At 70.3% G+C, this 24,869-nt stretch carries 24 protein-coding genes; 21 read left to right on the top strand and 3 right to left on the bottom strand.

The genetic code is table 11. The annotated features are described in order from the left end of the window. Positions 1-156: 156 nt before the first annotated feature. From argS to rho, 6 genes are all read left to right on the top strand, one after another. Positions 157-1,818, top strand: coding sequence for an arginine--tRNA ligase (gene argS, locus BLW84_RS27820; RefSeq protein WP_093271047.1), 1,662 nt, complete (start codon positions 157-159; stop codon positions 1,816-1,818). A gap of 67 nt (positions 1,819-1,885) precedes the next feature. Beyond that, positions 1,886-3,304, top strand: a complete 1,419-nt coding sequence (lysA, locus tag BLW84_RS27825) for a diaminopimelate decarboxylase (RefSeq protein WP_093271049.1) — start codon at positions 1,886-1,888, stop codon at positions 3,302-3,304. Further along, a complete protein-coding gene (locus BLW84_RS27830; RefSeq protein WP_093271052.1) occupies positions 3,305-4,609 on the top strand; it encodes a homoserine dehydrogenase in 1,305 nt (434 codons plus the stop codon). A gap of 20 nt (positions 4,610-4,629) precedes the next feature. After that, entirely contained in the window at positions 4,630-5,694 is a 1,065-nt protein-coding gene (gene thrC, locus BLW84_RS27835) for a threonine synthase (RefSeq protein WP_093271161.1), read from the top strand. Continuing rightward, positions 5,691-6,605, top strand: a complete 915-nt coding sequence (gene thrB, locus BLW84_RS27840) for a homoserine kinase (protein WP_093271054.1) — start codon at positions 5,691-5,693, stop codon at positions 6,603-6,605. The genes thrC and thrB overlap by 4 nt, the downstream gene beginning before the upstream one ends. Before the next feature lie 781 nt (positions 6,606-7,386). After that, on the top strand, positions 7,387-9,327 hold the full coding sequence (gene rho, locus BLW84_RS27845; RefSeq protein ID WP_093271057.1) for a transcription termination factor Rho: 1,941 nt from the start codon (positions 7,387-7,389) through the stop codon (positions 9,325-9,327). A 155-nt stretch (positions 9,328-9,482) separates the two neighbouring features. Here rho and BLW84_RS27850 read toward each other — a convergent pair whose 3' ends face one another. Next, positions 9,483-9,887, bottom strand: a complete 405-nt coding sequence (locus BLW84_RS27850; RefSeq protein WP_093271058.1) for a hypothetical protein — start codon at positions 9,885-9,887, stop codon at positions 9,483-9,485. Between the two features lie 233 nt (positions 9,888-10,120). Here BLW84_RS27850 and rpmE point away from each other — a divergent pair, with 233 nt between their 5' ends. From rpmE to prmC, 3 genes are all read left to right on the top strand, one after another. After that, positions 10,121-10,342 (top strand): 50S ribosomal protein L31, encoded by a 222-nt coding sequence (rpmE, locus tag BLW84_RS27855; protein ID WP_093271061.1) that lies wholly within the window; start codon positions 10,121-10,123, stop codon positions 10,340-10,342. A gap of 97 nt (positions 10,343-10,439) precedes the next feature. Continuing rightward, positions 10,440-11,507 carry a peptide chain release factor 1 gene (gene prfA / locus BLW84_RS27860; protein ID WP_093271064.1) on the top strand — a complete coding sequence of 356 codons (1,068 nt, stop codon included), beginning with the start codon at positions 10,440-10,442 and terminating at the stop codon, positions 11,505-11,507. Between the two features lie 9 nt (positions 11,508-11,516). After that, positions 11,517-12,395: a peptide chain release factor N(5)-glutamine methyltransferase gene (gene prmC / locus BLW84_RS27865; RefSeq protein ID WP_093271067.1), complete on the top strand. Its 879-nt coding sequence runs from the start codon at positions 11,517-11,519 to the stop codon at positions 12,393-12,395. Between the two features lie 48 nt (positions 12,396-12,443). Here the strand turns inward: prmC and BLW84_RS27870 are convergent, their stop codons facing one another. Then, positions 12,444-13,310, bottom strand: a complete 867-nt coding sequence (locus tag BLW84_RS27870; RefSeq protein ID WP_093271069.1) for an alpha/beta fold hydrolase — start codon at positions 13,308-13,310, stop codon at positions 12,444-12,446. Positions 13,311-13,505: 195 nt separating this feature from the next. Between BLW84_RS27870 and BLW84_RS27875 the strand changes: the two genes are divergently transcribed. The 12 genes from BLW84_RS27875 (at position 13,506) to BLW84_RS27930 (ending at position 23,848) form a co-directional block, all read left to right on the top strand. Next, the gene (locus BLW84_RS27875; RefSeq protein ID WP_093271072.1) at positions 13,506-14,156 is read left to right on the top strand and encodes an L-threonylcarbamoyladenylate synthase; all 651 of its coding nucleotides are present in this window, start codon (positions 13,506-13,508) and stop codon (positions 14,154-14,156) included. 146 nt (positions 14,157-14,302) lie between these two features. Next, entirely contained in the window at positions 14,303-15,472 is a 1,170-nt protein-coding gene (locus BLW84_RS27880; RefSeq protein WP_093271075.1) for a glycosyltransferase family 4 protein, read from the top strand. After that, the gene (locus BLW84_RS27885) at positions 15,469-15,939 is read left to right on the top strand and encodes a Cg1360 family ATP-synthase-associated protein (RefSeq protein WP_093271077.1); all 471 of its coding nucleotides are present in this window, start codon (positions 15,469-15,471) and stop codon (positions 15,937-15,939) included. Before BLW84_RS27880 ends, BLW84_RS27885 begins: the two co-directional genes overlap by 4 nt. Before the next feature lie 272 nt (positions 15,940-16,211). Next, positions 16,212-16,991, top strand: coding sequence for a F0F1 ATP synthase subunit A (gene atpB, locus BLW84_RS27890; protein WP_093271080.1), 780 nt, complete (start codon positions 16,212-16,214; stop codon positions 16,989-16,991). A 73-nt stretch (positions 16,992-17,064) separates the two neighbouring features. Next, positions 17,065-17,325, top strand: coding sequence for an ATP synthase subunit c family protein (locus tag BLW84_RS27895; RefSeq protein WP_093271082.1), 261 nt, complete (start codon positions 17,065-17,067; stop codon positions 17,323-17,325). A 27-nt stretch (positions 17,326-17,352) separates the two neighbouring features. After that, positions 17,353-17,916, top strand: a complete 564-nt coding sequence (locus BLW84_RS27900) for a F0F1 ATP synthase subunit B (protein WP_093271163.1) — start codon at positions 17,353-17,355, stop codon at positions 17,914-17,916. Between the two features lie 21 nt (positions 17,917-17,937). Then, positions 17,938-18,768: a F0F1 ATP synthase subunit delta gene (locus BLW84_RS27905; protein WP_093271085.1), complete on the top strand. Its 831-nt coding sequence runs from the start codon at positions 17,938-17,940 to the stop codon at positions 18,766-18,768. An 83-nt stretch (positions 18,769-18,851) separates the two neighbouring features. Then, a complete protein-coding gene (atpA, locus tag BLW84_RS27910; RefSeq protein WP_093271087.1) occupies positions 18,852-20,498 on the top strand; it encodes a F0F1 ATP synthase subunit alpha in 1,647 nt (548 codons plus the stop codon). A gap of 4 nt (positions 20,499-20,502) precedes the next feature. After that, a complete protein-coding gene (locus tag BLW84_RS27915; RefSeq protein ID WP_093271091.1) occupies positions 20,503-21,429 on the top strand; it encodes a F0F1 ATP synthase subunit gamma in 927 nt (308 codons plus the stop codon). Between the two features lies 1 nt (position 21,430). Further along, complete coding sequence (gene atpD / locus BLW84_RS27920) at positions 21,431-22,861, top strand: F0F1 ATP synthase subunit beta (RefSeq protein ID WP_093271094.1); 1,431 nt, start codon at positions 21,431-21,433, stop codon at positions 22,859-22,861. Between the two features lie 171 nt (positions 22,862-23,032). Beyond that, positions 23,033-23,398: a F0F1 ATP synthase subunit epsilon gene (locus BLW84_RS27925; RefSeq protein ID WP_093271097.1), complete on the top strand. Its 366-nt coding sequence runs from the start codon at positions 23,033-23,035 to the stop codon at positions 23,396-23,398. A gap of 12 nt (positions 23,399-23,410) precedes the next feature. Then, positions 23,411-23,848 carry a DUF2550 domain-containing protein gene (locus BLW84_RS27930; protein ID WP_093271099.1) on the top strand — a complete coding sequence of 146 codons (438 nt, stop codon included), beginning with the start codon at positions 23,411-23,413 and terminating at the stop codon, positions 23,846-23,848. A 95-nt stretch (positions 23,849-23,943) separates the two neighbouring features. On the opposite strand, the gene BLW84_RS27935 is transcribed toward BLW84_RS27930, so the two are convergent. Continuing rightward, positions 23,944-24,849: a LysR family transcriptional regulator gene (locus BLW84_RS27935; RefSeq protein WP_093271102.1), complete on the bottom strand. Its 906-nt coding sequence runs from the start codon at positions 24,847-24,849 to the stop codon at positions 23,944-23,946. Positions 24,850-24,869: the final 20 nt, after the last annotated feature.

Below are 24,869 nucleotides of genomic sequence, written 5' to 3' on the forward strand. Positions count from 1 at the left end.
TAGAGATTGCGGGCGCCGCGGGTGGCCGTGCGTCCAATGCTCGCCACCACGTTCTCACACCAGAGTGACGAGTCGATCACGCGGCGTGTTATCGCCTGTTCGCTCGTCTCCAACCCGTTGGCTGAGCAGCGCGGACGCTTCCTTAGACTGCATAAGGTGACTCCCGCCGCGCTCGCAGAACTGGTACGCAACACCGCCGTCGAGGTCCTCTCCGCAAGGGACCTGGACACTTCAGTGCTGCCCGAGGCGGTGACGGTCGAGCGACCCCGCAACCCCGAGCACGGTGACTACGCCACGAACGTGGCCATGCAGGTCGCCAAGAAGGTCGGCGTGTCGCCGCGGGATCTCGCGGGCTGGCTCGCCGAGGCGCTGACCGGGCAGGACGCCATCGAATCGGTCGACGTCGCCGGGCCCGGCTTCCTGAACCTCCGGCTCGCCGCCGACGCGCAGGGCCAGATCGTGCGCGAGGCGCTCACCAAGTCCGCCGGCTACGGCCGCGGCGAGCTGTACTCGGCGCTGAAGGTCAACCTCGAGTTCGTCTCCGCCAACCCGACCGGCCCGATCCACCTGGGCGGCACCCGGTGGGCCGCGGTCGGCGACGCGCTCGGCCGGGTGCTGGCCGCGCAGGGCGCCGAGGTGACCCGCGAGTACTACTTCAACGACGCGGGCGCGCAGATCGACCGGTTCGTGCGGTCGCTGGTCGCCGCCGCCACGGGCGAGCCCGCGCCGGAGGACGGCTACGGCGGCGACTACATCGCCGACATCGCCGCGGCCGTGCTCAAGGCCGAGCCGAACGCCCTGGAACTGCCCGAGGCGGAGCGGAACGAGGCGTTCCGCCGCATCGGCGTCGGGCTGATGTTCGACGAGATCAAGCAGAGCCTGCACGAGTTCGGCACCGACTTCGACGTGTTCTTCCACGAGGACTCGCTGCACACCTCTGGCGCGGTCGCCGCGTGCGTCGAGGAGATGAAGCAGTCCGGCCACGTGTACTTCGCCGACGGCGCCTGGTGGCTGCGCTCCACCGAGTACGGCGACGACAAGGACCGGGTGCTGATCAAGAGCGACGGCGCGCCCGCCTACATCGCCGGCGACGTCGCCTACCTGCGGGACAAGCGCGGCCGCGGCTTCGACCTGTGCATCTACATGCTGGGCGCCGACCACCACGGCTACATCGCCCGGCTGAAGGCCGCCGCCGCGGCGCTGGGCGACGACCCGGCCGTCGTCGAGGTGCTCATCGGGCAGATGGTGAACCTGGTGCGCGACGGCAAGCCGGTGCGGATGAGCAAGCGCGCGGGCACCGTCGTGAGAATGGAGGACCTCGTCGACGCCGTGGGCGTGGACGCGGCCCGCTACTCGCTGATCCGGTCCTCCGCGGACTCCGCGGTGGACATCGACCTGGACCTGATCAGCAAGCGCACCAACGAGAACCCGGTCTTCTACGTGCAGTACGCGCACGCCCGGCTGGCCTCGTTGCAGCGCAACGCCGCCTCGCTCGGCATCGAGCGCGGGCCGGTGGACGAAGCCGACCTGTCGCTGCTCACCCACGAACGTGAGGGCGACCTGATCCGCACCCTGGGCGAGTTCCCGCGCGTGGTGCTGTCGGCCGCCCAGCTGCGTGAACCGCACCGGGTGGCCCGCTACCTGGAGGACGTGGCCGCCGCGTACCACAAGTTCTACGACGCGTGCCGCGTGCTGCAGCCCGGTGACGACCAGGCGAGCCCGTTGACCATCGCCCGGCTGCAGCTGTGCGAGGCGACCCGCCAGGTCCTCGCCAACGGCCTCGGCCTGCTCGGGGTCAGCGCCCCGGACAAGATGTAGGGCGCACGCGGGGCAGATGAATGCAACAACGGCCTGCCCATCGGCAGGCCGCGCGAAGGAGCTGTAAATGCGCGCCCATCCCGCCGGGCCGCGGCACGCCGATGTCGTGCTGCCCGGCAACACCGCGGGACCCCTCCCGGCGACCGCGGACGAAGTCGACCTGCTGCACCCGAACGTCTGGCCGCGCAACTGCGAGCGCGGCGTCGACGGAGTCGTCCGGCTCGCCGGCATTGACGTCCGAGAGCTCGTCGAACGCTTCGGCACACCGCTGTTCGTGCTCGACGAGGACGACTTCCGGTCGCGTTGCCGCGACTACGCCGAGGCGTTCGGAGACCCGGCCACCGTGCACTACGCGTCGAAGGCGTTCCTGTGCACCGAGGTCGCCAAGTGGGTCGCCGAAGAGGGCTTGAGCCTGGACGTGTGCAGCGGCGGCGAGCTGGCCGTGGCGCTGCGCGCCGGGTTCCCCGCCGAGCGGATCACCTTCCACGGCAACAACAAGTCCGTCGCCGAGCTGACCGCCGCCGTCGAGGCCGGGGTCGGCTCCGTAGTGCTGGACTCGTTCCACGAGATCGCCCGGCTGGACCACATCGCCACCGAGCGCGGCGTCCGCCAGCACGTGCTGGTGCGCGTCACCGTCGGCGTCGAGGCGCACACCCACGAGTTCATCGCGACCGCTCACGAGGATCAGAAGTTCGGCTTCTCGCTGGCCAACGGGCAGGCCGCCGAGGCGGTGCACCGGGTGCTCAAGGCCGATTCGCTGGTGCTGGCCGGCCTGCACAGCCACATCGGCTCGCAGATCTTCGACGTGGACGGCTTCGAGCTGGCCGCGCACCGGGTGGTCCGGCTGCTCGCCGAGCTGCGCGAGGAGCACGGCGCCGAGGCGCTGGCCAGCGCCTCCACCGTGGATCTCGGCGGCGGGCTGGGCATCGCCTACACCTCCGACGACGATCCGCTGCCGCCCGAGCAGCTGGCGATCCGGCTGCACGAGATCGTCGGCAAGGAAGCCGACAACGCGGGCATCCCCGTGCCCAAGATCGCCGTCGAGCCCGGCCGCGCGATCGTCGGCCCCGGCATGGTGACCGTCTACGAGGTCGGCACCATCAAGGACGTGGCGCTCGGCGGTGACGCGCACCGCAAGTACGTCAGCGTGGACGGCGGCATGAGCGACAACATCCGCACCTCGCTCTACGACGCCGTCTACGACTGCCGGCTGGTGTCCCGCACCGCCGAGGCGCCCGCCGTGCTGTCCCGCATCGTGGGCAAGCACTGTGAGTCCGGTGACGTAGTGGTGCGCGACTGCTGGTTGCCGGAGGACATTGCTCCAGGAGACCTGCTGGCAGTCGCCGCCACCGGCGCCTACTGCTACGTGATGGCCAGCAACTACAACCGCCTGCCCAAGCCGCCCGTCGTTGCGGTTCGCGATGGTCAGGCGCGGTTGCTGCTGCGCAGGGAGACCGAGGACGACCTGCTCCGGCTGGAGGTGTGAGTGAGCCAGGACCGTGAACCGATCAGGGTCGCACTCTTGGGGTGCGGGACCGTCGGAACCGAGGTGCTGCGCCTGTTGCAGGACCAACCGGATGAATTCGCCGCGCGCACCGGCGCGCCGATGCTGGTCACCGGGGTGGCGGTGCGCCGCCCGCACAAGCACCCTGACGTGCCCCAGCACCTGCTGACCACCGACGCGCACGCGCTGGTGGAGGGCGATGTCGACGTCATCGTGGAGCTCATCGGCGGCATCGAGCCGGCGCGCTCGCTGCTGCTGACCGCGCTGAAGTCCGGCAAGTCGGTGGTGACCGCGAACAAGGCGCTGCTCGCCGAGCACGGCTCCGAGCTGTACGCGGCGGCGGACGCCTCGGGCGCCGACATCTACTTCGAGGCGGCCGTGGCGGGCGCGATCCCGCTGCTGCGCCCGCTGCGCGAGTCGCTGGCCGGGGACCGGATCAACCGGGTCATGGGCATCGTCAACGGCACCACGAACTACATCCTGTCCGCGATGGACTCCACCGGCGCCGGTTACTCCGAGACGCTGGACGAGGCCGGGCGGCTGGGCTACGCGGAGGCGGATCCGACCGCGGACGTGGACGGCTTCGACGCGGCGGCGAAGGCCGCGATCCTGGCGTCGCTGGCGTTCCACACCCGGGTGACCGCCAGCGACGTCCACCGGGAGGGCATCTCGGCGGTGACGCCCGGCGACATCGCCGCCGCCCGCACCCTGGACCGCACGGTGAAGCTGCTGGCGATCTGCGAGCGGGTGGTCGACGAGAACGGCGCCGAATCGGTGTCCGCCCGCGTGCACCCGGCGATGATTCCGCGCAGCCACCCGCTTGCCGGTGTCGGCGACGCCTTCAACGCGGTGTTCGTCGAGGCGGAGGCCGCAGGGCAGTTGATGTTCTACGGTCAGGGCGCCGGTGGCGCGCCGACCGCCAGCGCGGTGCTCGGCGACCTCGTCGCGGTCGCGCGCAACCTGGTCGTGGCGGGCCGGGGGCCCCGGGAGTCGGCGCACGCGCAGCTGCCGATGCGCCCGATGGGCAAGACCCCCACCCGCTACCACATCAGCCTCGACGTGGCCGACAAACCTGGCGTGCTCTCGCAGGTCGCGGCCATGTTCAACGAGCACGATGTGAGCATTTCGGTGGTGCGTCAGCAGGGCCGGGGCGCGGAGGCCAGCCTCGTGGTGGTCACCCACACGGCCCCCGACGCGGCACTAAGGTCCACAGTGGACAAGATCGCGCAGCTACCGGTGGTGCGCGAGGTGGTCAGCGTGATGCGCGTGGAAGGTGAATCGTCGTGACGAACATCCAGGGTGCGCCGGTGCGGTCCGGCGCCGGATGGCCCGGCCTGATCGAGGCGTACCGGGACCGGGTTCCGGTCCCGGACGGGGCGCGCATCGTGACGCTCCAGGAGGGCAACACCCCGCTGGTGCCCGCCCACCACCTCTCCGAGCTCACCGGCTGCACCGTCTACCTGAAGGTCGAGGGCGCCAACCCCACCGGGTCGTTCAAGGACCGCGGCATGACCATGGCCATCACGCACGCCCTGGCCGAGGGCAGCAAGGCCGTCATCTGCGCCTCCACCGGCAACACCTCGGCCTCGGCCGCGGCCTACGCCGCCCGCGCCGGGCTGACCTCGGCGGTGCTCGTGCCGCAGGGCAAGATCGCGCTGGGCAAGCTCGCCCAGGCGGTGGTGCACGGCGCGAAGATCCTGCAGGTCCAGGGCAACTTCGACGACTGCCTGGAGCTGGCCCGCAAGACCTCCGCCGAGCACCCGGTGACCCTGGTCAACTCGGTGAACCCGGTCCGGCTGGAGGGCCAGAAGACCGCGTCGTTCGAGATCTGCGACGTGCTCGGCCGGGCGCCCGACGTGCACTGCCTGCCGGTCGGCAACGCCGGCAACATTACCGCCTACTGGAAGGGCTACACCGAGTACGCCGGTGACGGCGTCATCGAGCGGACGCCCCGCATGTTCGGCTTCCAGGCCGCCGGTGCCGCGCCGCTGGTGCACGGCCAGCCGATCGCGCAGCCGGAGACCATCGCGACCGCCATCCGGGTCGGCAGCCCGGCGTCGTGGGCGGGCGCGGTGCGCGCGAAGGACGAGTCCGGTGGGCTGTTCGAAGCGGTGACCGACGAGCAGATCCTCGCCGCCTACCGGACGCTGGCCTCCAGGGAAGGCGTTTTCGTCGAGCCCGCCTCGGCGTCGAGCGTCGCCGGGCTGCTGGCCACCGCCGCCGACGGCCGCCTCCCGGCGGGCTCGGTCGTGGTGTGCACGGTCACCGGCCACGGCCTGAAGGACCCGGACACCGCGCTGTCCGGCATGGTCGAGGTGGAGCCGCTGCCGGTGGACCCGGGCGCGGTCGCCACCGCGCTGGAACTGGCATGACCGCACTGCCGGTATCGGCCGTCCGGGTGACGGTGCCCGCCTCGACCGCGAACCTCGGCTCCGGGTTCGACGCCCTGGGCATGGCCTTGTCGTTGTACGACAAGGTTTCCGTTCAGGTCGTAGACGGCGCCGCGGGCACGGCCGAGGTGGCGGTGGAGGGGCAGGGCGCCGCCGCCCTGCCCGCCGACGAGCGTCACCTGGTGGTGCGGGTCATCCACAAGGCGTTGGCCGAACTGGGTTTCCCGGCGCCCGCGCTGCGGTTGCACTGCCAGAACGCGATTCCGCACTCCCGCGGGCTGGGCTCCTCGGCGGCGGCCATCGTCGCCGGGGTCGCCGCCGCCTTCGGGCTCGCCGGATTCGACTTGCGGGACAAGGAAAACGCCGACCGCGTGCTGCAGATGGCCGCGGTCCGCGAGGGGCACGCGGACAACGCCGCAGCGAGCCTGCTCGGCGGTTTCGTCGTCGCCTGGCAGGATTCCGGGCGCTTCCAAGCGGTCCGGATGGATCCGCACCCGGACGTGTCACCGATCGTCCTTGTCCCCCAAGAGGAGTCGTCGACGCACACCACCCGCGGCCTGCTGCCGGAACGGGTTCCGCACGCCGACGCGGCGTTCGCGGCCGGGCGTGCGGCGCTGGCGGTGCACGCCGTCACCAGCGATCCTGCGTTGCTGCTGGCCGCCACCGACGACCGGCTGCACCAGGACTACCGCGAGTCGGCGTGGCCGGAGACCATCGCGCTGGTCCGCCGGTTGCGCTCGGCCGGCGTCGCCGCCGCCGTGTCCGGTGCGGGACCGACCGTACTGGCGTTTCCGCCGGGCGGCGAGCTCCCCGCCGACATTGCGCCGAACGGCTTCGACGAGCTGCGCCTTCCGGTCGATCGAGCCGGCGTGCGGGTCGAGCCGCAGGCATGACCCGAGGCCGTGAACGGGGCCGGAAAAACCCTGTTCACGGCCCCGGAGCAAGCGCATTCGCGCAGAGTGGTACAAAGGAAGTGTCACCGGTCGCCAACAGCGACAGCAGCTGGCCGGCTACCGAGGACGTGATCGGAGCGGGCGTGCCACACGCCCAGGGGGGTTGTTGCACCCGAACTACGGGGCGTCTACCCTCAAGGTCAATCAGTCACCGCGCTCAGAGCGCCGGTGCCGTGCCCGGAACATCGTTTTCCGGGACGCATCTCCCGCTGTGAATTGAACTCCACCCGCCACGGGTGAAGATCAACTTAGCGGGTCGGCGAACGCGGTGACCGAGGCAGGAGTTCTCAACTCAATCGAGTTCGCTTCGGGACGATCGGCGGTGCGCATCCGTTGCCGATGTCGGGGTGGGGGCTTTAAGTTCCACGGTGTGGCCCCCAAGGTGACCATGACGCCGACTCGATGTCCCGTAGCTTCCCGGTTCACCACCGGGGCACGAAGTTGAGCCGGGGGGCTCCTGGAATGAGGCGGCAGCAGGGCGTGCATCGGCACGTGTGGATCGGAGTGGATGCGTCACACATGGACCACGCGCGCCGGGTACCTCCCACCGCCCGGTGCTGCTGGGTCCCCGAGCCATCGCCGAAATCGGTCGCGCCGCGTGCGCGGAGCTGACCACACCGGCACAGAGGGCTGGTAGCACACACCGGCCGCCCGCACTCCAGAGCGGGCGGGCAATCCGCTGGGTCGCGTAGGAGGCGCGGTCCGGTCAGGAAGGACATTCGTGAGCAACACCGAACTGTTGAGCAGCGAGGCGACCAACGCCTCTTCGGCTGGCCAGCAGGAATCCGAGGCCAACGGAACCCCGCGGCGACGCGGCGGACTCTCCGGCATGGTCCTTGCCGAACTGCGCCAACTCGCGGGGGAACTGGGGATCGAGACTGGTGGCCTGCGCAAGGGTGACCTGATCGCCGCCATCAAGGAGAAGCAGGGCGGCACCACGGCGCCGAAGACCCGCGCCACCAAGAAGAGCCCGGCCCGCGCCGAGGAGGCCCCGGCCGCCAAGGCCCACCAGCCGGCGCTGGACGAGACCGAGACCGAGGCCGCCCCGCGCGAGACCGCGGCCGAGTCCGGCACCAACGGCGCTCCCACCCGCGGCCGCGGCCGCCGCGCGCAGGCCGCCGAGCCGGCCGCCGGCGGCGAGGACGACAGCCGTCGCAGCGGCAACCGCCGCCGCCGCTCGTCCGGGCGGGCCGGCACGGCCGCCGAGTCGGGCGGTGAAGAGCAGCGCGAGCGCAAGTCGGACAGCCGCCAGGAGCGCGACAGCCGGCAGGACCGGGGGGAGCGCCAGGAGCGGGACAACCGCCAGGAGCAGCGCGGCAACCGGCAGGACCGCGACAACCGGCAGGACCGGGACAACCGGCAGGACCGGGACAACCGGCAGGACCGGGACCGCGACAACCGGCAGCAGGACGACGATGACGACGAGGGTGGTCGTCGGGGTCGTGGCCGCCGGTTCCGCGACCGCCGCCGCAACCGCGGCCGCGGCGAGGGCGGCGGTGGCGAGCCGGAGGTCCGCGAGGACGACGTGCTGCTGCCGGTGGCCGGCATCCTGGACGTGCTGGAGAACTACGCCTTCGTGCGCACCTCCGGCTACCTGGCCGGCCCGAACGACGTCTACGTGTCGCTGTCGCTGGTCCGCAAGTACGGGCTGCGCCGCGGCGACGCCATCAAGGGCGCCATCCGGCAGCCGCGGGAGGGCGAGCAGCAGCGGCAGAAGTTCAACCCGCTGGTGCGGGTGGACTCCATCAACGGCCTGGAGCCGGACGCGTCGAAGAACCGTCCCGAGTTCCACAAGCTGACCCCGCTCTACCCCAACGAGCGGCTGCGCCTCGAAACCGAGCCGCACAACCTGACCGGCCGGATCATCGACCTGGTGATGCCCGTCGGCAAGGGGCAGCGCGCGCTGATCGTCTCGCCGCCGAAGGCCGGTAAGACGATGGTGCTGCAGGCGATCGCCAACGCGATCACCACCAACAACCCCGAGTGCCACCTGATGGTCGTCCTCGCCGACGAGCGTCCGGAAGAGGTCACCGACATGCAGCGCTCGGTCAAGGGTGAGGTCATCGCCTCCACCTTCGACCGGCCGCCGTCGGACCACACCACGGTCGCCGAGCTGTCCATCGAGCGGGCCAAGCGGCTCGTCGAGATGGGCCACGACGTGGTCGTCCTGCTGGACTCGATCACCCGGCTGGGCCGCGCCTACAACCTGGCGGCCCCGGCGTCCGGGCGAATCCTGTCCGGTGGTGTGGACTCCACGGCGCTGTACCCGCCGAAGCGGTTCCTCGGCGCGGCCCGCAACATCGAGAACGGCGGCTCGCTGACCATCTTCGCCACGGCGCTGGTGGAGACCGGATCCACGATGGACACGGTCATCTTCGAGGAGTTCAAGGGCACCGGTAACGCGGAGCTGAAGCTGGACCGCAAGCTCGCGGACAAGCGGCTGTTCCCGGCGGTGGACGTGGACTCCTCCAGCACCCGCAAGGACGAGATCCTGCTCTCGCCCGACGAGCTGGCCGTCACGCACAAGCTGCGCCGGGTGCTCGCCGCGCTCGACGCGCAGCAGGCACTGGAACTCCTGCAGGACCGGCTGCGCAAGACGCGCACCAACATCGAGTTCCTGATGCAGGTCGCCAAGACCACCCCGGGCAAGGACGACGACTGACGGTTCCGACCGCCAGCCCGGTTCCTCGACCGACGGCAGGGCCCGCACCGACCCCGGTGCGGGCCCTGCCGCATTTCCGGGCGCGGGACGCGAGCATGGGAACTTTCCTGTCACCGCTTTGACAGGAAAGTTCCCATGCTCGCACCTGCGGAGCGTCAGGCCCGGGCGCACTCCGGGGCGTCGCGGTCGCGGTGGGCGCGGACCAGCAGGGTGGCCAGCAGCGCGGCGGCGGCCGGGCCGATGGCGAGCGCGGCGAAGACCGGCATCCGCAGCCCGTCCAGGGCGAGGGCGCCGGCCACCATCAGCAGCGGGTAGCCGAACCGCAGGCTGCGCCGCCACCCGGAGGTCCAGCGGACGTGGTTGGCGCTGAGCACGGTCAGCGCGGCGGCGGAGCCGAACAGCAGTGGAGCGGAGAGGTCCAGGTCCTGGTCGAAGCTCACGTGCTGCACGAGCAGCACGTCGAGCAGGGCGGCGACGCCGGCTGCGCTGCAGAGGAAGAGCAGGGGGAGGGAAACCCACGTCCGCAGCGTGAGCTTTCCCAGGACCGAACAGAGCAGCACGCGTAGAGGATGAACGGCGGACCGCCCCGGTTGCACCCCCGGCTCGGGGCTGCTCGCCAGGCGGTTCCTCTGGTGCGTTGGACGGTTGCCCGGGGCCCGCCGGAATACCGGACGGGCACCCTGCGTTGCAGGTCACGAGCCCTGGTCTGGCAGAATGCAGGGTTGATCCGGCACCGGTTCACCGCGCGGCAGCGGCCGCGTGGACCCGGCGGCCAACTAGAGAGGACAAGCCGTTGAAGAGTGGCATCCACCCCGAGTACGTGGTGACGCAGGTCAACTGCGGTTGCGGTAACAGCTTCACGACCCGCAGCACCCGCAAGACCGGCCAGATCACCGTCGAGGTCTGCTCGAACTGCCACCCGTTCTACACGGGCAAGCAGAAGATCCTGGACACCGGCGGTCGCGTGGCTCGCTTCGAGGCCCGCTACGGCAAGCGCCAGAAGACGCAGAAGTAGCTGCACCGACGGCGCCCGTCCCACGCGAACAGCGCGGGACGGGCGCCGTCGCCGCGTTTGGTGTCCGAACGTCCGCAGCAAGTGAAGAGGGTCGCCAGTGGAGACATCGAAGCTCGAGGGGCTGCTCGCCGAGTACGTGGAGCTGGAGCAGCGGCTGGCCGATCCCGGCGTGCACGCCGATCAGGCGAACGCCCGCAAGCTCGGTCGCCGCTACGCCGAGCTCACCCCGGTCGTGCGCACCGCGCGGGAACTCGACCAGACGCGGTCCGACCTGGACACCGCTCGCGAGTTCGCCGCCGAGGACGCCACCTTCGCGGAGGAGGCCGACCGGCTCGCCGAGGCGATCCCGCCGCTTGAGGAGAAGCTCACCGAACTGCTGCTGCCCCGCGACCCGCACGACGGCTCCGACGTGCTGCTGGAGGTCAAATCCGGCGAGGGCGGCGAGGAGTCCGCGCTGTTCGCGGGCGACCTGCTGCGCATGTACCTGCGGTTCGCGGAGCGCCAGGGCTGGCGGGCCGAGGTGCTGGACAAGACCGAGTCCGACCTCGGCGGCTACAAGGACGCCACGGTCGCGATCAAGGCCAAGGCCGGCGACACCAGCCCCGACGGCGTGTGGTCGCGGCTGAAGTTCGAGGGTGGCGTGCACCGCGTGCAGCGGGTGCCGGTCACCGAGTCGCAGGGCCGGGTGCACACCTCTGCTGCGGGCGTCCTCGTCTACCCCGAGCCGGAGGAGGTCGAGGTCGAGGTCGACGAGAAGGACCTGCGCATCGACGTCTACCGGTCGTCCGGGCCCGGCGGGCAGAGCGTGAACACCACCGACTCGGCGGTGCGGATCACCCACCTGCCGACCGGCATCGTGGTGTCCTGCCAGAACGAGAAGTCGCAGCTGCAGAACAAGCACCGCGCCATCCAGGTGCTCAAGGCCCGGCTGCAGGCCCACGCCGAGGAGGAGGCCGAGCGGGAGGCCGCGGAGGCCCGGCGCAGCCAGGTGCGCACAGTGGACCGTTCGGAGCGCATCCGCACCTACAACTTCCCGGAGAACCGCATCTCCGACCACCGGGTGAACTACAAGGCCTACAACCTGGACCAGGTCCTGGACGGCGACCTGGAGGCGGTCGTGACCGCCCTCCTCGCCGCCGACAGGAAAGAGCGACTCGCGCTCTAAGCTGAACGCGTGACGCGACAGCCCCTGCGCCTGGCCATCCTCGAGGCGGAACGCATCCTCGCCGCTGCGGGCGTGGCGAGCCCGCGCACCGATGCGGAGCTGCTGGCCGCGCACCTGCTCGGCGTCGAACGCACCAAGCTGATGATGGTGCCGCTGGTGGATCCACCGGTGGTCCAGGCGCTGCACGAGCTGGTGCGCCGCCGGGCGGCGCGGGTGCCGCTGCAGCACCTCACCGGCGACGCCTCGCTCGGCAACGTGACGCTCAGCGTCGGGCCCGGGGTGTTCGTGCCCAGGCCGGAGACCGAGCTGCTGCTCGCGTGGGGCCTGGCGACGCTGGAGGGCGTGGACCGGCCGGTCGTGGTGGACCTCTGCACCGGGTCCGGGGCGCTGGCGCTGGCGATGGCCAACGCCCGCCCGGACGCCACCGTGCACGCGGTGGAGAAGGAACCCGCCGCGCTGGCCTGGGCGCGTCGCAACGCCGACCAGCAGGCGCAGGCCGGTGACACCCCGATCCGCCTGTACGCGGGCGATGTCACCGACCCGATGGTGTTCATGGAGCTGGAGGGCCTGGTCGACCTGGTCCTCTGCAATCCGCCCTACGTGCCGGAGGGCACGCCGGTGCCGCCGGAGGTCCGCAACCACGACCCGCACGAGGCGGTGTTCGGCGGCCGCGACGGCCTCGACGTGGTCCGGCACGTCGTCGGCTGCGCGGCGCGGCTGCTGCGGCCCGGCGGTGGGGTGGCGATCGAGCACGACGACACCCACGGCGGTTCGGTGCCCGCCCTGCTGCGCGCCCGCCGCGTCCTCGAAGACGTGCAGGAGCACACCGACCTGGCCGGTCGCCCCCGCTTCGCCACCGCCCGCCGCACCCCGCCGCCGACGTCCTGACCTGCGGTTTGACAGGAAGGTTCCCATGCTCCCGCCACCCCGCAGGGGTCAGTGGGCGTTGACGAACTCGCGGAGCAGGGCGTTGAACTCGTTGGGCTTCTCGCGGTTCGGCCAGTGGCCGGCGCCGGAGATTACCCGCAGCGACGAGCCCGGGATCGCGTCCGCGGCGTCGCGGGCCGCCGACACCGGCACGATGGCGTCCCGCTCGCCGTGGATCACCATCACCGGGCACTGGATGCGGTCCAGGTGCGGGAGGTGGTTGATCCGCATCGCCCGCCGGTCGACGGCGTCGGCGTGCCAGTCGGCGAACACCGAGCCCCGCGCGCCGGCCTCGGCGACGACCTCGTCGACAATGGACTCCAGGTCCGGCACGGCCTGCGCGCCCGCGAAGAAACCCCGCGTCAGCGCCAGCCGGGCGAAGGATCGGTTGAGCCGCAACAACTTCGCGGCCAGCGGCCCGGCGAACCGGGTGCGCAGCAGCGCGTAGGTCAGGAAGTGGTGCGGCATCTTGTGCTGCATGCCGGTGCTGTCCACAAGCACCAGTCCGCGCACCCGCTGCGGATTGCGCAGCGCGAAGCCGGCCGCGATGCTGCCGCCCATCGACAGGCCCACCAGAACGGCGTCCGGCACCCGCCAGGCGTCCAGCAGCCAGCGCAGCACCTCTTCGAAGGTGCGCTGGTTGGCGCTGCCGCGCCACGGCATGCTGCCGCCCTGGCCGGGCAGATCCGGCGCGAACACCCGGTGGTCGGCGGCCAGCACGCCGATCGCGTGCCGCCAGGCCAGCATCGCGTTGTCCGGCCCGCCGCCGTGCAGCAGGACGATCGCCGGGCCGCTGGAACCCGCCCGGTAGAAGCGGATCTTCCCGGCCGGGAACTCGATCTGGTCGACCTCGACACCCTGGGGTGGGGCGGTCATTCGCTCTCCTCGCATTTCGTCGCAGTTCCGTGCCCGCTTCCGGCAGGCGCCCGAACGCCACCGGCGTTGCCCGGTGCGGGCACACCCAACGGATCTTGGTCGAGCGACCCGGTGTTACTGGGGTCGAATATTCCCGGACGGGGATCGACGGCACCACTCGAACGGGTCGAACGGGGGGCGTGCCAGGATTCGGGTGTGAGCACCGTCTATGACTGCACCAGTCCGGACAGCCGCGAAGAGGGCCTGGCCGCCGCGGCCAACACGGTTCGCGCGGGCGGACTGGTCGTGCTGCCCACCGACACCGTCTACGGCATCGGCGCGGACGCCTTCGACGCCAACGCAGTGCACGCCCTGCTCGCCGCCAAGGGGCGCGGCCCGGACATGCCGGTGCCGGTGCTGGTCGGCTCCTGGTCCACTGTGGATGGGCTGGTGATGTCGGTCCCGCAGCAGGCGCGGGCGCTGATCGAGGCGTTCTGGCCCGGCGGGCTGTCGCTGGTGCTGCCGCAGGCGCCGTCGTTGTCCTGGGACCTCGGCAACACCCGGGGCACGGTGAACCTGCGGATGCCGCTGCACCCGGTGGCCCTGGACCTGCTGCGCGAGGTCGGCCCGATGGCCGTCTCCAGCGCCAATCGCACCGGCCAGCCGCCGGCCGCCAGCGCCGGCCAGGCGCGCGAGCAGCTCGGCGACTCGGTGCAGGTCTACCTGGACGGCGGCCCGTCCGGGGAACCGGTGGCCTCCACCATCGTCGACCTCACCCAGGGCACGCCGCGGGTGCTGCGGGAGGGCGCGGTGAGCCTCGCCGACCTGTCCGAGGTGCTCGGGGAGGACCTCGAAGCGGACCGGTGAAATCCGTCCGGGCGGGGGCCGATAGCGTTGACTCCGCCAGCCGCAACGTGAACAGCGATGAGGAGCGCCGGGGTTTGAGCAATCCGTTCTGGGGGCTGAAGTTCGAAATCACGCGGGCCTCGGCCCCGCGCGGGTGAGCCACCGGTATGGACAACGCACCTTGGGCCCCGGCCGGGCTTCCCGCCCGTGAGTACCTGCTCGTCATGCTCACCGCCGCGGCGGCGACCTTCCTGCTGACCGGACTGGTCCGGCTGCTGGCCTTCCGCGTCGGCGCCGTCGCGTACCCGCGGCAGCGCGACGTGCACGTCAAGCCGATGCCGCGGATGGGCGGGGTCGCGATGTACGGCGGGGTGCTGGTGGCCATGTTCCTGGCCGCCAACCTGCCGGCGCTGTCGCGCGGGTTCACCTACTCCAACGACATCCTGGCGGTGGTCATCGCCGGCGGGCTGATCGTCCTCGTCGGCGCGCTGGACGACCGCTTCGAGCTGGATTCCCTGACGAAGCTCGCCGGCCAGGTCACCGCGGCCGGGATACTGGTCCTCTTCGGCGTCCAGTGGTTCGTGTTCTGGGTGCCGTGGGGCGGCGCCGAGGGGCACCTGGGGCAGCTCATGGTGCTGGGCAGCAACCAGGGGCAGCTGCTGACGGTGCTGCTGGTCGTGGCGATGATCAACGCGATGAACTTCGTGGACGGGCTGGACGGCCTGGCCTCCGGCATCGGCCTGGTGTCGGCCACCGCGACGTTCGTGTTCTGCCTCGGCGTGCTGGACCGGCAGAACGGCGACGTCCAGGCCTACCCGCCGGCGCTGATCGCGGCCGCGATCGCGGGCGCCTGCCTGGGCTTCCTGCCGCACAACTTCCAGCCGGCGAAGATCTTCATGGGCGACTCGGGTTCGATGCTGATCGGCCTGATGCTGGCCACCGCGAGCACGTCCGCGTCCGGCCGGATGGACTACACCCGCCTGAACCCGACCGACAGCATCGCGCTGTTGTCGCCGCTGCTGGTCGTCGCGGCGGTGCTGTTCGTGCCGCTGCTGGACCTCATCATGGCCGTGGTGCGCCGCACCCGGGCGGGCAAGAGCCCGTTCCACGCCGACAAGATGCACCTGCACCACCGGCTGCTGGAAATCGGGCATTCGCAGCGCCGCGCGGTGCTGCTGATCTACTTGTGGGCGTCCGTCATAGCCTTCGGCGCGGTGTCGTTGACGCTGTTCAACGCGGTCGTTGTGGCATGGGTCGTAGGCCTGGGGGTGCTGCTGGCGGCTATCATTTCGGTGATTCCGCGTATGCGCACCCGAGCCGATCGAGAGTCCCGATGAGCGAAGCGACCGACACGCCGAACCCCGCCGAGCCGGCCGAGCCCGCTGTGAACCCGCACGCCGAAATCGTGCGCCGGCTCGCCGCGGCGATGCTTCGCACCGCCTTGTGGCCGGGTGTGGCGACGGTGGCCATCGGGGCGGTCGTGGCGACCGTGCTGGTCGGTGTGCCCGGCCTGGTCGGGGCGCTGATCGGCGGCGTTGTGGCGTTCGCCTCGTCGCTGCTGACGATCTGGCTGATGCGGTTCACCGGCGGCATGAGCCCGCACTTCGTGATGGTGGCCGCGCTCGGCGGCTACGTCGGGAAGATGATCGTGCTGCTGGTGGTGATGACGCTGCTCGGCGGCGTCGAGGCGATCCACCGGGAATCGTTGGCGTTCACCATGCTGGCCACCGTGATGGTGTGGGCGGGCGCCGAGGTGGTTGCGTTCAAGCGCACCAAGATTCCCACGATCGTGCCGGGAAGCTGATTCGCCTCGACGCGGTTTCCAGGCACCCGGCCGCTGCGCCGGACGAGTGGAAGCGGACCACATGTCGGGAGACTACCTACCCGCTGGTATCGTCCCGCCGCAGAAGCCTTCCCTGCGCAGCGCGGGTCCAAGGGGTGCACCGAGGCCCCTAGGTCCCACCGGGTGGGGAGGGCCCCTCCGCGTGCCAGATCGCGTATCAGGTACGTTAAGTGCAAAACGTGACGATTCCCCCGGCAGAGTGAAGTTCACCGGGAGAACCGGAAGGAGCCCAGTTGGGCGCGCTGATGCTGGCCGAGGGCGGAACATTCCAACCGCCGGGTGCCGATAGCTTTATCCTTCCGCCGATCTTCGGCGGAGTCACCAAGCCGATGGTCCTCGTCGTTCTCTCGGCGATCATCGTGGCCGCGTACTTCGTGATCGCCACCCGGAACCTGAAGCTCGTTCCGGGCAAGGGGCAGTTCGTCGCGGAGTTCGTCTACGAGTTCAGCCGCAACAAGATCGCGCGGGAACACATCGGGGCCAAGGATTTCCGTCCGTTCGTGCCGCTGATCTTCGCGCTGTTCACGTTCATCCTGGTGAACAACATCTTCGGCATCATCCCGATCATCCAGTTCCCCACGATGTCGCGGATCGGATTCCCGCTCGCGCTGGCCGCCGTGGTGTACCTGGTGTTCCACGGTGTCGGCTTCGCGCGGCACGGATTCCTGGGCTACTTCAAGCACATCATGTTCCCGCCCGGGGTGCCGAAGCCGATCTACATCCTGCTGTCGCCGATCGAGCTCTTCCAGAAGTTCATCGCGCAGCCGGCGGCGCTGGCGATCCGAGTGTTCGCCGCGATGTTCGCCGGTCACCTGATCCTGCTGGTGTTCACGCTCGGTGGCGAGTTCCTGCTGATGGAGGCCGGCGCCGCGCTGAAGCCGATCTCGCTCGTCGGGTTCGCCTTCGCCATCGCGCTGACCTTCGTCGAGGCCCTGATCCAGGTGCTGCAGGCGTACATCTTCGCGCTGCTGACGGCGAGCTTCATCGGCGCGGCGTTGTCCGAAGGCCACTGAACAAGAGACTTCGTTCCCAACAAAGGACCTGTCGATCCGCGCCGAGAAGCGGACCGAGTGAAAGGTAGTGACAGTGAGCAACATCGTTCTCGCGCAGGCCGCCGAAGCCGCGGGCAGCATCAACCCCGGTCTGGCCGCGATCGGTTACGGCCTGGGCGCCATCGGCCCCGGTATCGGTGTCGGCCTGATCTGGGCCGCCGTCATCAACGGCACCGCCCGCCAGCCGGAGGCCCAGGGCCAGCTGCAGGGCATCGCCTGGATCTCCTTCGTTCTGGTCGAGGTGCTGGCGCTGATCGGCCTGGTCGTCTACTTCATCGCGTCGGCTGCTCAGTAACGGCTCAACGCGTTGGGAGACGTTGTGGTGAAGACGCAGATGCTGCTTGCCGCCGAAGGCGAGCACAACCCGATCATTCCGGAACCCTCGGAGATCGTGGTCGGTCTGATCGCGTTCCTGCTGCTGCTGTTCGTGCTGTGGAAGTACGCGGTCCCGCGCTTCGAGAAGATCTACGCGGAGCGCAGCGAGCGGATCGAAGGCGGTATCCGCAAGGCCGAGGCCGCGCAGGCCGAGGCCCAGCGGACGCTGGAGCAGTACAAGTCGCAGCTGGCCGAGGCCCGCGCGGAAGCGGCCCGGATTCGCGATGACGCCCGCGCCGAAGGCCAGCAGATCCTGGAAGAGATGCGCGCCCAGGCGCAGACCGAGTCCGAGCGGATCATCAACCAGGGCCAGACCCAGTTGGCGCACCAGCGGGCTCAGATCGTCGCCGAGCTGCGGTCGGACCTCGGCCGTCAGGCGGTCGACCTGGCCGGCCGGATCGTCGGCGAGTCCCTGGAGGACGAGGCCCGTCGGCGGGGCACCGTCGACCGGTTCCTCGACGAGCTGGAGGCCACCTCGGCCCCGGCGTCGTCCGAATCGGCCAAGGCCTAACCGAGTGAAAGGCGCTGAGAGTTGAGCACCCTCGTGAACGCCGCGAGCCGTGAGGCGCTGGCAGCCACCGAGCTGCAGCTGCTGCAGGCCACCGATGGGGCCCAGGCCGCGGAGATCACCGGGCTCGCCGACGAGCTGTTCGGCGTGGCCGCCCTGCTGGGCCGCGAGTCCACGCTGCGGCGGGCGCTCGCCGACGCCTCCACCGACCCGCGGTCCAGGGAAGACCTGGCCCGCGGGCTGTTGGCGGACAAGCTCGGCGCGCGGGCGCTGCCGGTCGTCGCCGAGGCCGTCCGGGCCCGTTGGTCCAGCCCGAAGGACCTGGTCGACGGGCTGGAGCGGTTGGCCCGCACCGCGCTGCTGGTGCAGGCCGAGCGGGCCGGCCGGCTCGACGCCGTCGAGGACGAGCTGTTCCGGCTGGGCCGCATCATCGGCTCCCAGGTGGACCTGGAGCGGTTGCTGTCGGACCCGACCGGCGACGAGGCGGGCAAGTACGCCGTCGTCGACCAGCTCATCGAGGGCAAGGTCGAGCCGGTGACCCTGAACCTGGTCCGCCAGCTGGTGGCCCGGCCGCGCGGCCGGCGGGTCAGCGAGGGGCTGGAAGAGCTGGCCGAGCTGTCGGCGAAGCGCCGCGAGCGCTCGGTGGCGCACGTCCGGTCCGCGATCCCGCTCAGCGATGAGCAGCAGCAGCGGCTGTCGCGCACGCTGCAGCGGATCTACTCGCGGCCGATCGCCCTGCACCTGGAGGTCGACTCCGCGGTCGAGGGCGGGCTGCTGATCCGGATCGGCGACGAGGTCATCGACGGCAGCATCACGGGACGCCTGCAGTCCCTGCGGCGCGACCTCGCCGACTAAGACCACGGGCCGTCGGCCCGGGCAACCGGCGCGGCGCCGAAACCAACTCCCTTCCAAGAACTAACCGAGGGCAGGAACGAGACATGGCGGAGCTGACGATCTCGTCGGACGAGATCCGCAGTGCGATCGAGAAGTACGTCTCCAGCTACTCCCCGGAGGTCAGCCGCGAGGAGGTCGGGGTCGTCACTGATACCGGTGACGGCATCGCCCATGTCGAGGGTCTGCCTTCGGTGATGACCGAGGAGCTGCTGGAGTTCCCGGGCGGCATCTACGGTGTCGCGATGAACCTGGAAGCTCAGGAGATCGGTGCGGTCATCCTGGGTGAATCCGAGAAGATCGAGGAAGGCCAGGAGGTCAAGCGGACCGGCAAGGTCCTCTCGGTCCCGGTCGGCGACGGCTTCCTCGGCCGCGTGGTGAACCCGCTGGGTGAGCCGATCGACGGCCTCGGCGAGATCGTCGCCGAGGAGCAGCGTCCCCTGGAGCTGCAGGCCGCCACGGTCGTGCAGCGCAAGGGCGTGCACGAGCCGATGCAGACCGGCATCAAGGCCATCGACTCGATGACCCCGATCGGCCGCGGCCAGCGCCAGCTGATCATCGGCGACCGCAAGACCGGCAAGACCACGGTCGCGGTCGACACGATCATCAACCAGAAGCAGGCCTGGGCCAGCGGTGACCCGGACAAGCAGGTCCGCTGCATCTACGTCGCGATCGGCCAGAAGGGCTCCACGATCGCCGGCGTGAAGCGGTCCCTCGAGGCCGCCGGGGCGATGGAGTACACCACCATCGTCGCCGCGCCGGCCTCCGACTCGCCGGGTCTGAAGTGGCTGGCCCCGTACGCCGGTTCGGCCATCGGCCAGCACTGGATGTACCAGGGCAAGCACGTCCTGATCATCTTCGACGACCTGACCAAGCAGGCCGAGGCGTACCGCGCGATCTCGCTGCTGCTGCGCCGCCCGCCGGGCCGCGAGGCCTACCCGGGCGACGTGTTCTACCTGCACTCGCGCCTGCTGGAGCGCTGCGCGAAGCTCTCCGACGAGATGGGCGCCGGCTCGATGACGGGTCTGCCGATCATCGAGACCAAGGCGAACGACGTGTCGGCCTACATCCCGACGAACGTCATCTCCATCACCGACGGGCAGTGCTTCCTGCAGTCGGACCTGTTCAACTCGGGTCAGCGCCCCGCCATCGACGTCGGTATCTCGGTGTCGCGCGTCGGTGGTTCCGCGCAGATCAAGGCGATGCGGTCGGTGACCGGTTCGCTGCGTCTGGACCTGGCCCAGTACCGGGAGCTGGAGGCCTTCTCGGCCTTCGCCTCGGACCTGGACGCCGCGTCGAAGGCCCAGCTGGACCGCGGTGCCCGCCTGATGGAGGTCCTCAAGCAGGGCCAGGGCGAGCCGCTTCCGGTCGAGGAAGAGGCTGTGTCCCTCTACATCGCCACCAAGGGTCACCTGGACTCGGTGCCGGTCGCCGACGTGCGCCGCTTCGAGAGCGAGTTCCTCGGGCACCTGCGGCGCACCCACGAGACCACGCTCAAGGACATCGCCCAGACCGGCAAGTTGTCCGAGGACGGCGAGAGGGCGATCGTGGACTCGGTCGAGGACTTCAAGAAGCAGTTCACGGCTTCTGGCGGTGTCTCCGTGGTCCCGAGCGAGCCCGACGCCGAGGCGCTGGCCGCCGATGAGGTGGGGCAGGAGACCGTGAAGATCAACCGCCCCGCGCCGAAGAAGTGACGTTATGGCTCAACTTCGGGAACTCCGGAACCGCATCCGGTCGGTCAAATCGACCCGGAAGATCACCAAGGCGCAGGAGCTGATCGCTACCTCGCGCATCATGAAGGCGCAGGCCAGGGTGGAGGCTTCGCGGCCGTACGCCGAGGAGATCACCAACGTCCTGTCCGCGCTGGCCGACGTGAGCACGTTGGACCACCCGCTGCTGACCGAGCGCACGAATCCGAAGCGCGCCGGTGTACTGGTCGTGACCAGCGACCGGGGTTTCTGCGGCGGCTACAACGCGAACGTGATCAAAGCGGCCGAGGAGCTGCAGGCCCTGCTCCGCGAGCAGGGCAAGGAACCGGTGCTGTACGTCATCGGCCGCAAGGGCGAGACGTACTACCGGTTCCGGCAGCGCAAGATCGAGGCGAGCTGGACCGGGTTCAGCGACCGCCCCGACTACGCCAACGCGGCCGAGATCGGCGACATGTTGGTCAAGGCGTTCCTGGCCGGCGCCGACGACTACCTCGACGATGGGGGGCCGGACGGTAAGCTGGGCGTGGACGAGCTGCACCTGGTGCACACCGAGTTCGTCTCGATGCTCACCCAGCGCCCGGAGGTCCGCCGGGTCGCTCCGCTGGAGGTCGAGTACTCCGACGAGCCGGTGAAGACGCTCAAGTCCACGTACGAGTTCGAACCGGACGCCGAGACGTTGTTCGCCGCACTGCTGCCGAAGTACATCAAGACCCGCCTGTTCGCGGGTCTGCTGGACTCGGCCGCCTCGGAGCACGCGGCCCGCCGGACGGCGATGAAGTCGGCCACCGACAACGCCGACGAGCTGATCCGCAACCTCAGCCGTGAGGCCAACCAGGCCCGCCAGGCCCAGATCACCCAGGAAATCAGCGAGATCGTCGGCGGTGTCGAGGCGCTCTCGTCCGCAGGAAGTGAGTGACATGACTGCTGCTACTGCCACCACAACTGGCACGGGCCGCGTCGTCCGGGTGCTCGGCCCGGTCGTGGACGTCGAGTTCCCGCGCGGCCAGGTGCCGGACCTGTTCAACGCCCTCACGGTGGACATCACCGCCGAGGGCATGGCCAAGACGCTGACGCTGGAGGTCGCCCAGCACCTGGGTGACAGCGTCGTGCGCACGATCTCGATGCAGCCCACCCAGGGCCTGGTCCGCGGTGTCGTGGTCACCGACAGCGGCGGCGGCATCTCGGTGCCGGTCGGCGACGTCGTCAAGGGCCACGTGTTCAACGCGCTGGGCCACTGCCTCGACGAGCCGGGCTACGCCTCGGACGCCGAGAAGTGGGAGATCCACCGCAAGGCGCCGAACTTCGACCAGCTCGAGGGCAAGACCGAGATGCTGGAGACCGGCATCAAGGTGATCGACCTGCTCACCCCGTACGTGCAGGGTGGCAAGATCGGTCTGTTCGGTGGTGCCGGTGTCGGCAAGACCGTTCTGATCCAGGAGATGATCCGACGGGTCGCCAAGAACTTCGGTGGCACCTCGGTGTTCGCCGGCGTCGGTGAGCGCACCCGTGAGGGCAACGACCTCTGGGTCGAGATGGACGAGTCGGGCGTGCTCGCCGACACCGCGCTGGTGTTCGGTCAGATGGACGAGCCGCCGGGCACCCGTATGCGGGTGGCGCTGTCCGCGCTGACGATGGCGGAGTACTTCCGCGACGTGCAGAACCAGGACGTGCTGCTGTTCATCGACAACATCTTCCGGTTCACCCAGGCCGGCCAGGAGGTCTCGACCCTGCTGGGCCGCATGCCCTCCGCGGTGGGTTACCAGCCGACGCTGGCCGACGAGATGGGTGAGCTGCAGGAGCGGATCACCTCGACCCGGGGTCGTTCGATCACCTCGATGCAGGCGATCTACGTGCCCGCGGACGACTACACCGACCCGGCCCCGGCGACCACGTTCGCCCACCTGGACGCGACCACGGAGCTCTCCCGTGCGATCTCGCAGAAGGGCATCTACCCGGCGGTGGACCCGCTGTCCTCGACGTCCACCATCCTCGACGCGACCATCGTCGGCGAGGAGCACTACCGGGTGGCGCACGAGGTCAAGCGGATCCTGCAGAAGTACAAGGAACTGCAGGACATCATCGCCATCCTCGGTATGGACGAACTGTCCGAAGAGGACAAGGTGACGGTGCAGCGGGCGCGTCGCATCGAGCGCTACCTGTCGCAGAACTTCTTCGTGGCCAAGCAGTTCACCGGCCAGGAGGGCTCCTTCGTTCCGCTGAAGGAGACCATCGAGGCGTTCGACAAGCTCTGCAAGGGCGACTTCGACCACTACCCGGAGCAGGCGTTCCTCTCCATCGGTGGTCTCGACGACCTGGAGCAGGCGTACAAGAAGCTCACCGAGAAGTGAGCGCCGGGCCCCGCTGAAGGGGTCGGCAGACCGGCAACGGGGTCGGGGTCCGCGCGGACCCCGACCCCGCTTGCGAAAGCACCCCGACAAGGCATTATCAGCCCGGCCAGTCACGATCGCCCTGGTGGCACCGGATAGACTGCGGGAACACACCCGACAAAGGAGACGCGCGTGGCCAACATGTCCGTCCAACTGGTCGCCGTCGAGCGCCGCCTGTGGTCCGGGGAGGCGACCGCGGTGGTCGCGCAGACCACCGAGGGAGAGATCGGCATCCTTCCCGGGCACGAGCCGCTGCTCGGCGAGCTGATCGAGGGTGGTGTGGTGCGCATCACCACCACCGAGAAGGAGACCGTCACGGCCGCGGTGCACGGTGGTTTCCTGTCGGTCACCTCGGACGGGGTGAGCGTGCTGGCGGAGACCGCGGAGCTCGCCTCCGAGATCGACGTGGAGCAGGCCCGCGCGGACGTCAAGAGCGCCGACGAACAGGCCCGAGCACGGGCCTTGAGCCGATTGCGAGCAGCCGGCCACTCGGCCTGATCCGGGCCGCGCATGGGTTCCCCGGTCTTGTTGCTGGCAGTGGCCTTCGGGCTGCTGCTGATCGCTGCCCTGGTAATCGGGGCGCTCGCGTGGCGGCGGCTGCGGGAACTGCGCGTCGGGGGCATCGACGTGGCGTTGCGCGCCAGCAAGGACGGCGGTGGCCGCGGCTGGCACCTGGGCGTCGCGCACTACCGGGGCGAGGAGTTCGCCTGGTACCGCGTGCTGAGCCTGCGATCCGGGCCGAACTGGGTGATCAACCGCCGGAACGTGGAGATCGCGCGGCGCCGCGAGCCGTCGGTGGCCGAGGCCTATGCGATGCCGACCGGATCGACGGTCCTCGACCTGACCGGTCCGGAGCTGGAGCTGGCGATGAGCACCGACGCCCTGACCGGCTTCCTGTCCTGGCTCGAATCGGCCCCACCGGGCCGGTCGGTGCCCTGGGCATCCTGAAACGACCAGCGGGGTCCGACATCGGGCCCCGCTTTTTCGTGCGCTGACAGCATGGGAACTTTCCTGTCATCTGGGTGGCAGGAAGGTTCCCATGCTCACATCCGGCGACCTAGGTCGGCGCAGATGTCGTGCAGGAGCTGTTGGAAGACGTCGGTGAGCGGGGCGTGCCGGGTGCTGGTGGGCACGGCGGCGTGGATGCGGCGGTGCAGTCCGGACGCGAGCGGTCGGTGCACGGTGCCCGCAGCCTCGCCGATGGCGAGGCGGGGGATGAACGAGACCGCGACCCCGGCCGAGACCACCGCTTCGGCGACGGCGTAGGACTCGAACTCGAAGGCCACCTTCGGGCTGAAGCCCTCGGCTCGGGCGGCGGCCTCCAGCTGTCGCCGGTTCGGCAGGCTGCGCGGGGCGCAGGCCCAGGTGTCGTCGCGGAAGTCGTGGAGCCGCGGCTCGGCCCTCTCGGCGAGTGGGTGGTCGCTGGGCAGCACGGCGTGGACGGGATCGTCCAGGAGGTGCACGAGGCGCACACCGGGCGGGACGTCGAGCGCCTCGTCGTACTCGCCGACCAGCGCCAGGTCGAGCTGGTGCGCGGCGACCCGATCGATGCCTTCCGCGGGGCCCAGGTCCACCACGGAGAGCTCCGCCCCCGGATGCCGGTGGCGCAGCGCGGCGAGCGTCTCCGGCAGCAGCGCTAGCCCGGCGGTGGGGAAGGCGCCGAGGCGCAGCCGGTTGCGGTGTTCGTCGCGGAATCGCGCGGCGTCGGCCGTTGCGTCGTCGAGCGCCGCGGCGATGCGCTCGGCCTGTTCGGCGAGACGGGTGCCCAGCGGTGTCAGGCGGACGCCGTGGGCGTGCCGCTCGACGAGCTGTGCGCCGACCTCGTTCTCCAGCCGGGCCAGCTGCTGCGACACGGCCGGGGGAGTCCGGCGGAGCTGTTCGGCGGCGCGGGTGACGCTGCCCTGCTCCCGGAGGGCCAGCAGCACCAGCAGACGCGACGGGTCGAGCATGAAGTTTTACTTTACGCGCA

The sequence above is a fragment of the Saccharopolyspora shandongensis genome (assembly GCF_900106995.1).
GTDB classification, from domain to species: domain Bacteria; phylum Actinomycetota; class Actinomycetes; order Mycobacteriales; family Pseudonocardiaceae; genus Saccharopolyspora; species Saccharopolyspora shandongensis.

What these genes read in the sequence shown, in the direction of transcription:
- lysA (WP_093271049.1), top strand. Translation starts at nt 1,886, where the DNA reads ATGCGCGCCCATCCCGCCGGGCCGCGGCACGCCGATGTCGTGCTGCCC.
- thrB (WP_093271054.1), top strand. Translation starts at nt 5,691, where the DNA reads ATGACCGCACTGCCGGTATCGGCCGTCCGGGTGACGGTGCCCGCCTCG.
- BLW84_RS27870 (WP_093271069.1), bottom strand. Translation starts at nt 13,310, where the DNA reads ATGACCGCCCCACCCCAGGGTGTCGAGGTCGACCAGATCGAGTTCCCG.
- BLW84_RS27880 (WP_093271075.1), top strand. Translation starts at nt 14,303, where the DNA reads ATGGACAACGCACCTTGGGCCCCGGCCGGGCTTCCCGCCCGTGAGTAC.
- BLW84_RS27885 (WP_093271077.1), top strand. Translation starts at nt 15,469, where the DNA reads ATGAGCGAAGCGACCGACACGCCGAACCCCGCCGAGCCGGCCGAGCCC.
- atpA (WP_093271087.1), top strand. Translation starts at nt 18,852, where the DNA reads ATGGCGGAGCTGACGATCTCGTCGGACGAGATCCGCAGTGCGATCGAG.
- BLW84_RS27915 (WP_093271091.1), top strand. Translation starts at nt 20,503, where the DNA reads ATGGCTCAACTTCGGGAACTCCGGAACCGCATCCGGTCGGTCAAATCG.
- atpD (WP_093271094.1), top strand. Translation starts at nt 21,431, where the DNA reads ATGACTGCTGCTACTGCCACCACAACTGGCACGGGCCGCGTCGTCCGG.
- BLW84_RS27930 (WP_093271099.1), top strand. Translation starts at nt 23,411, where the DNA reads ATGGGTTCCCCGGTCTTGTTGCTGGCAGTGGCCTTCGGGCTGCTGCTG.
- BLW84_RS27935 (WP_093271102.1), bottom strand. Translation starts at nt 24,849, where the DNA reads ATGCTCGACCCGTCGCGTCTGCTGGTGCTGCTGGCCCTCCGGGAGCAG.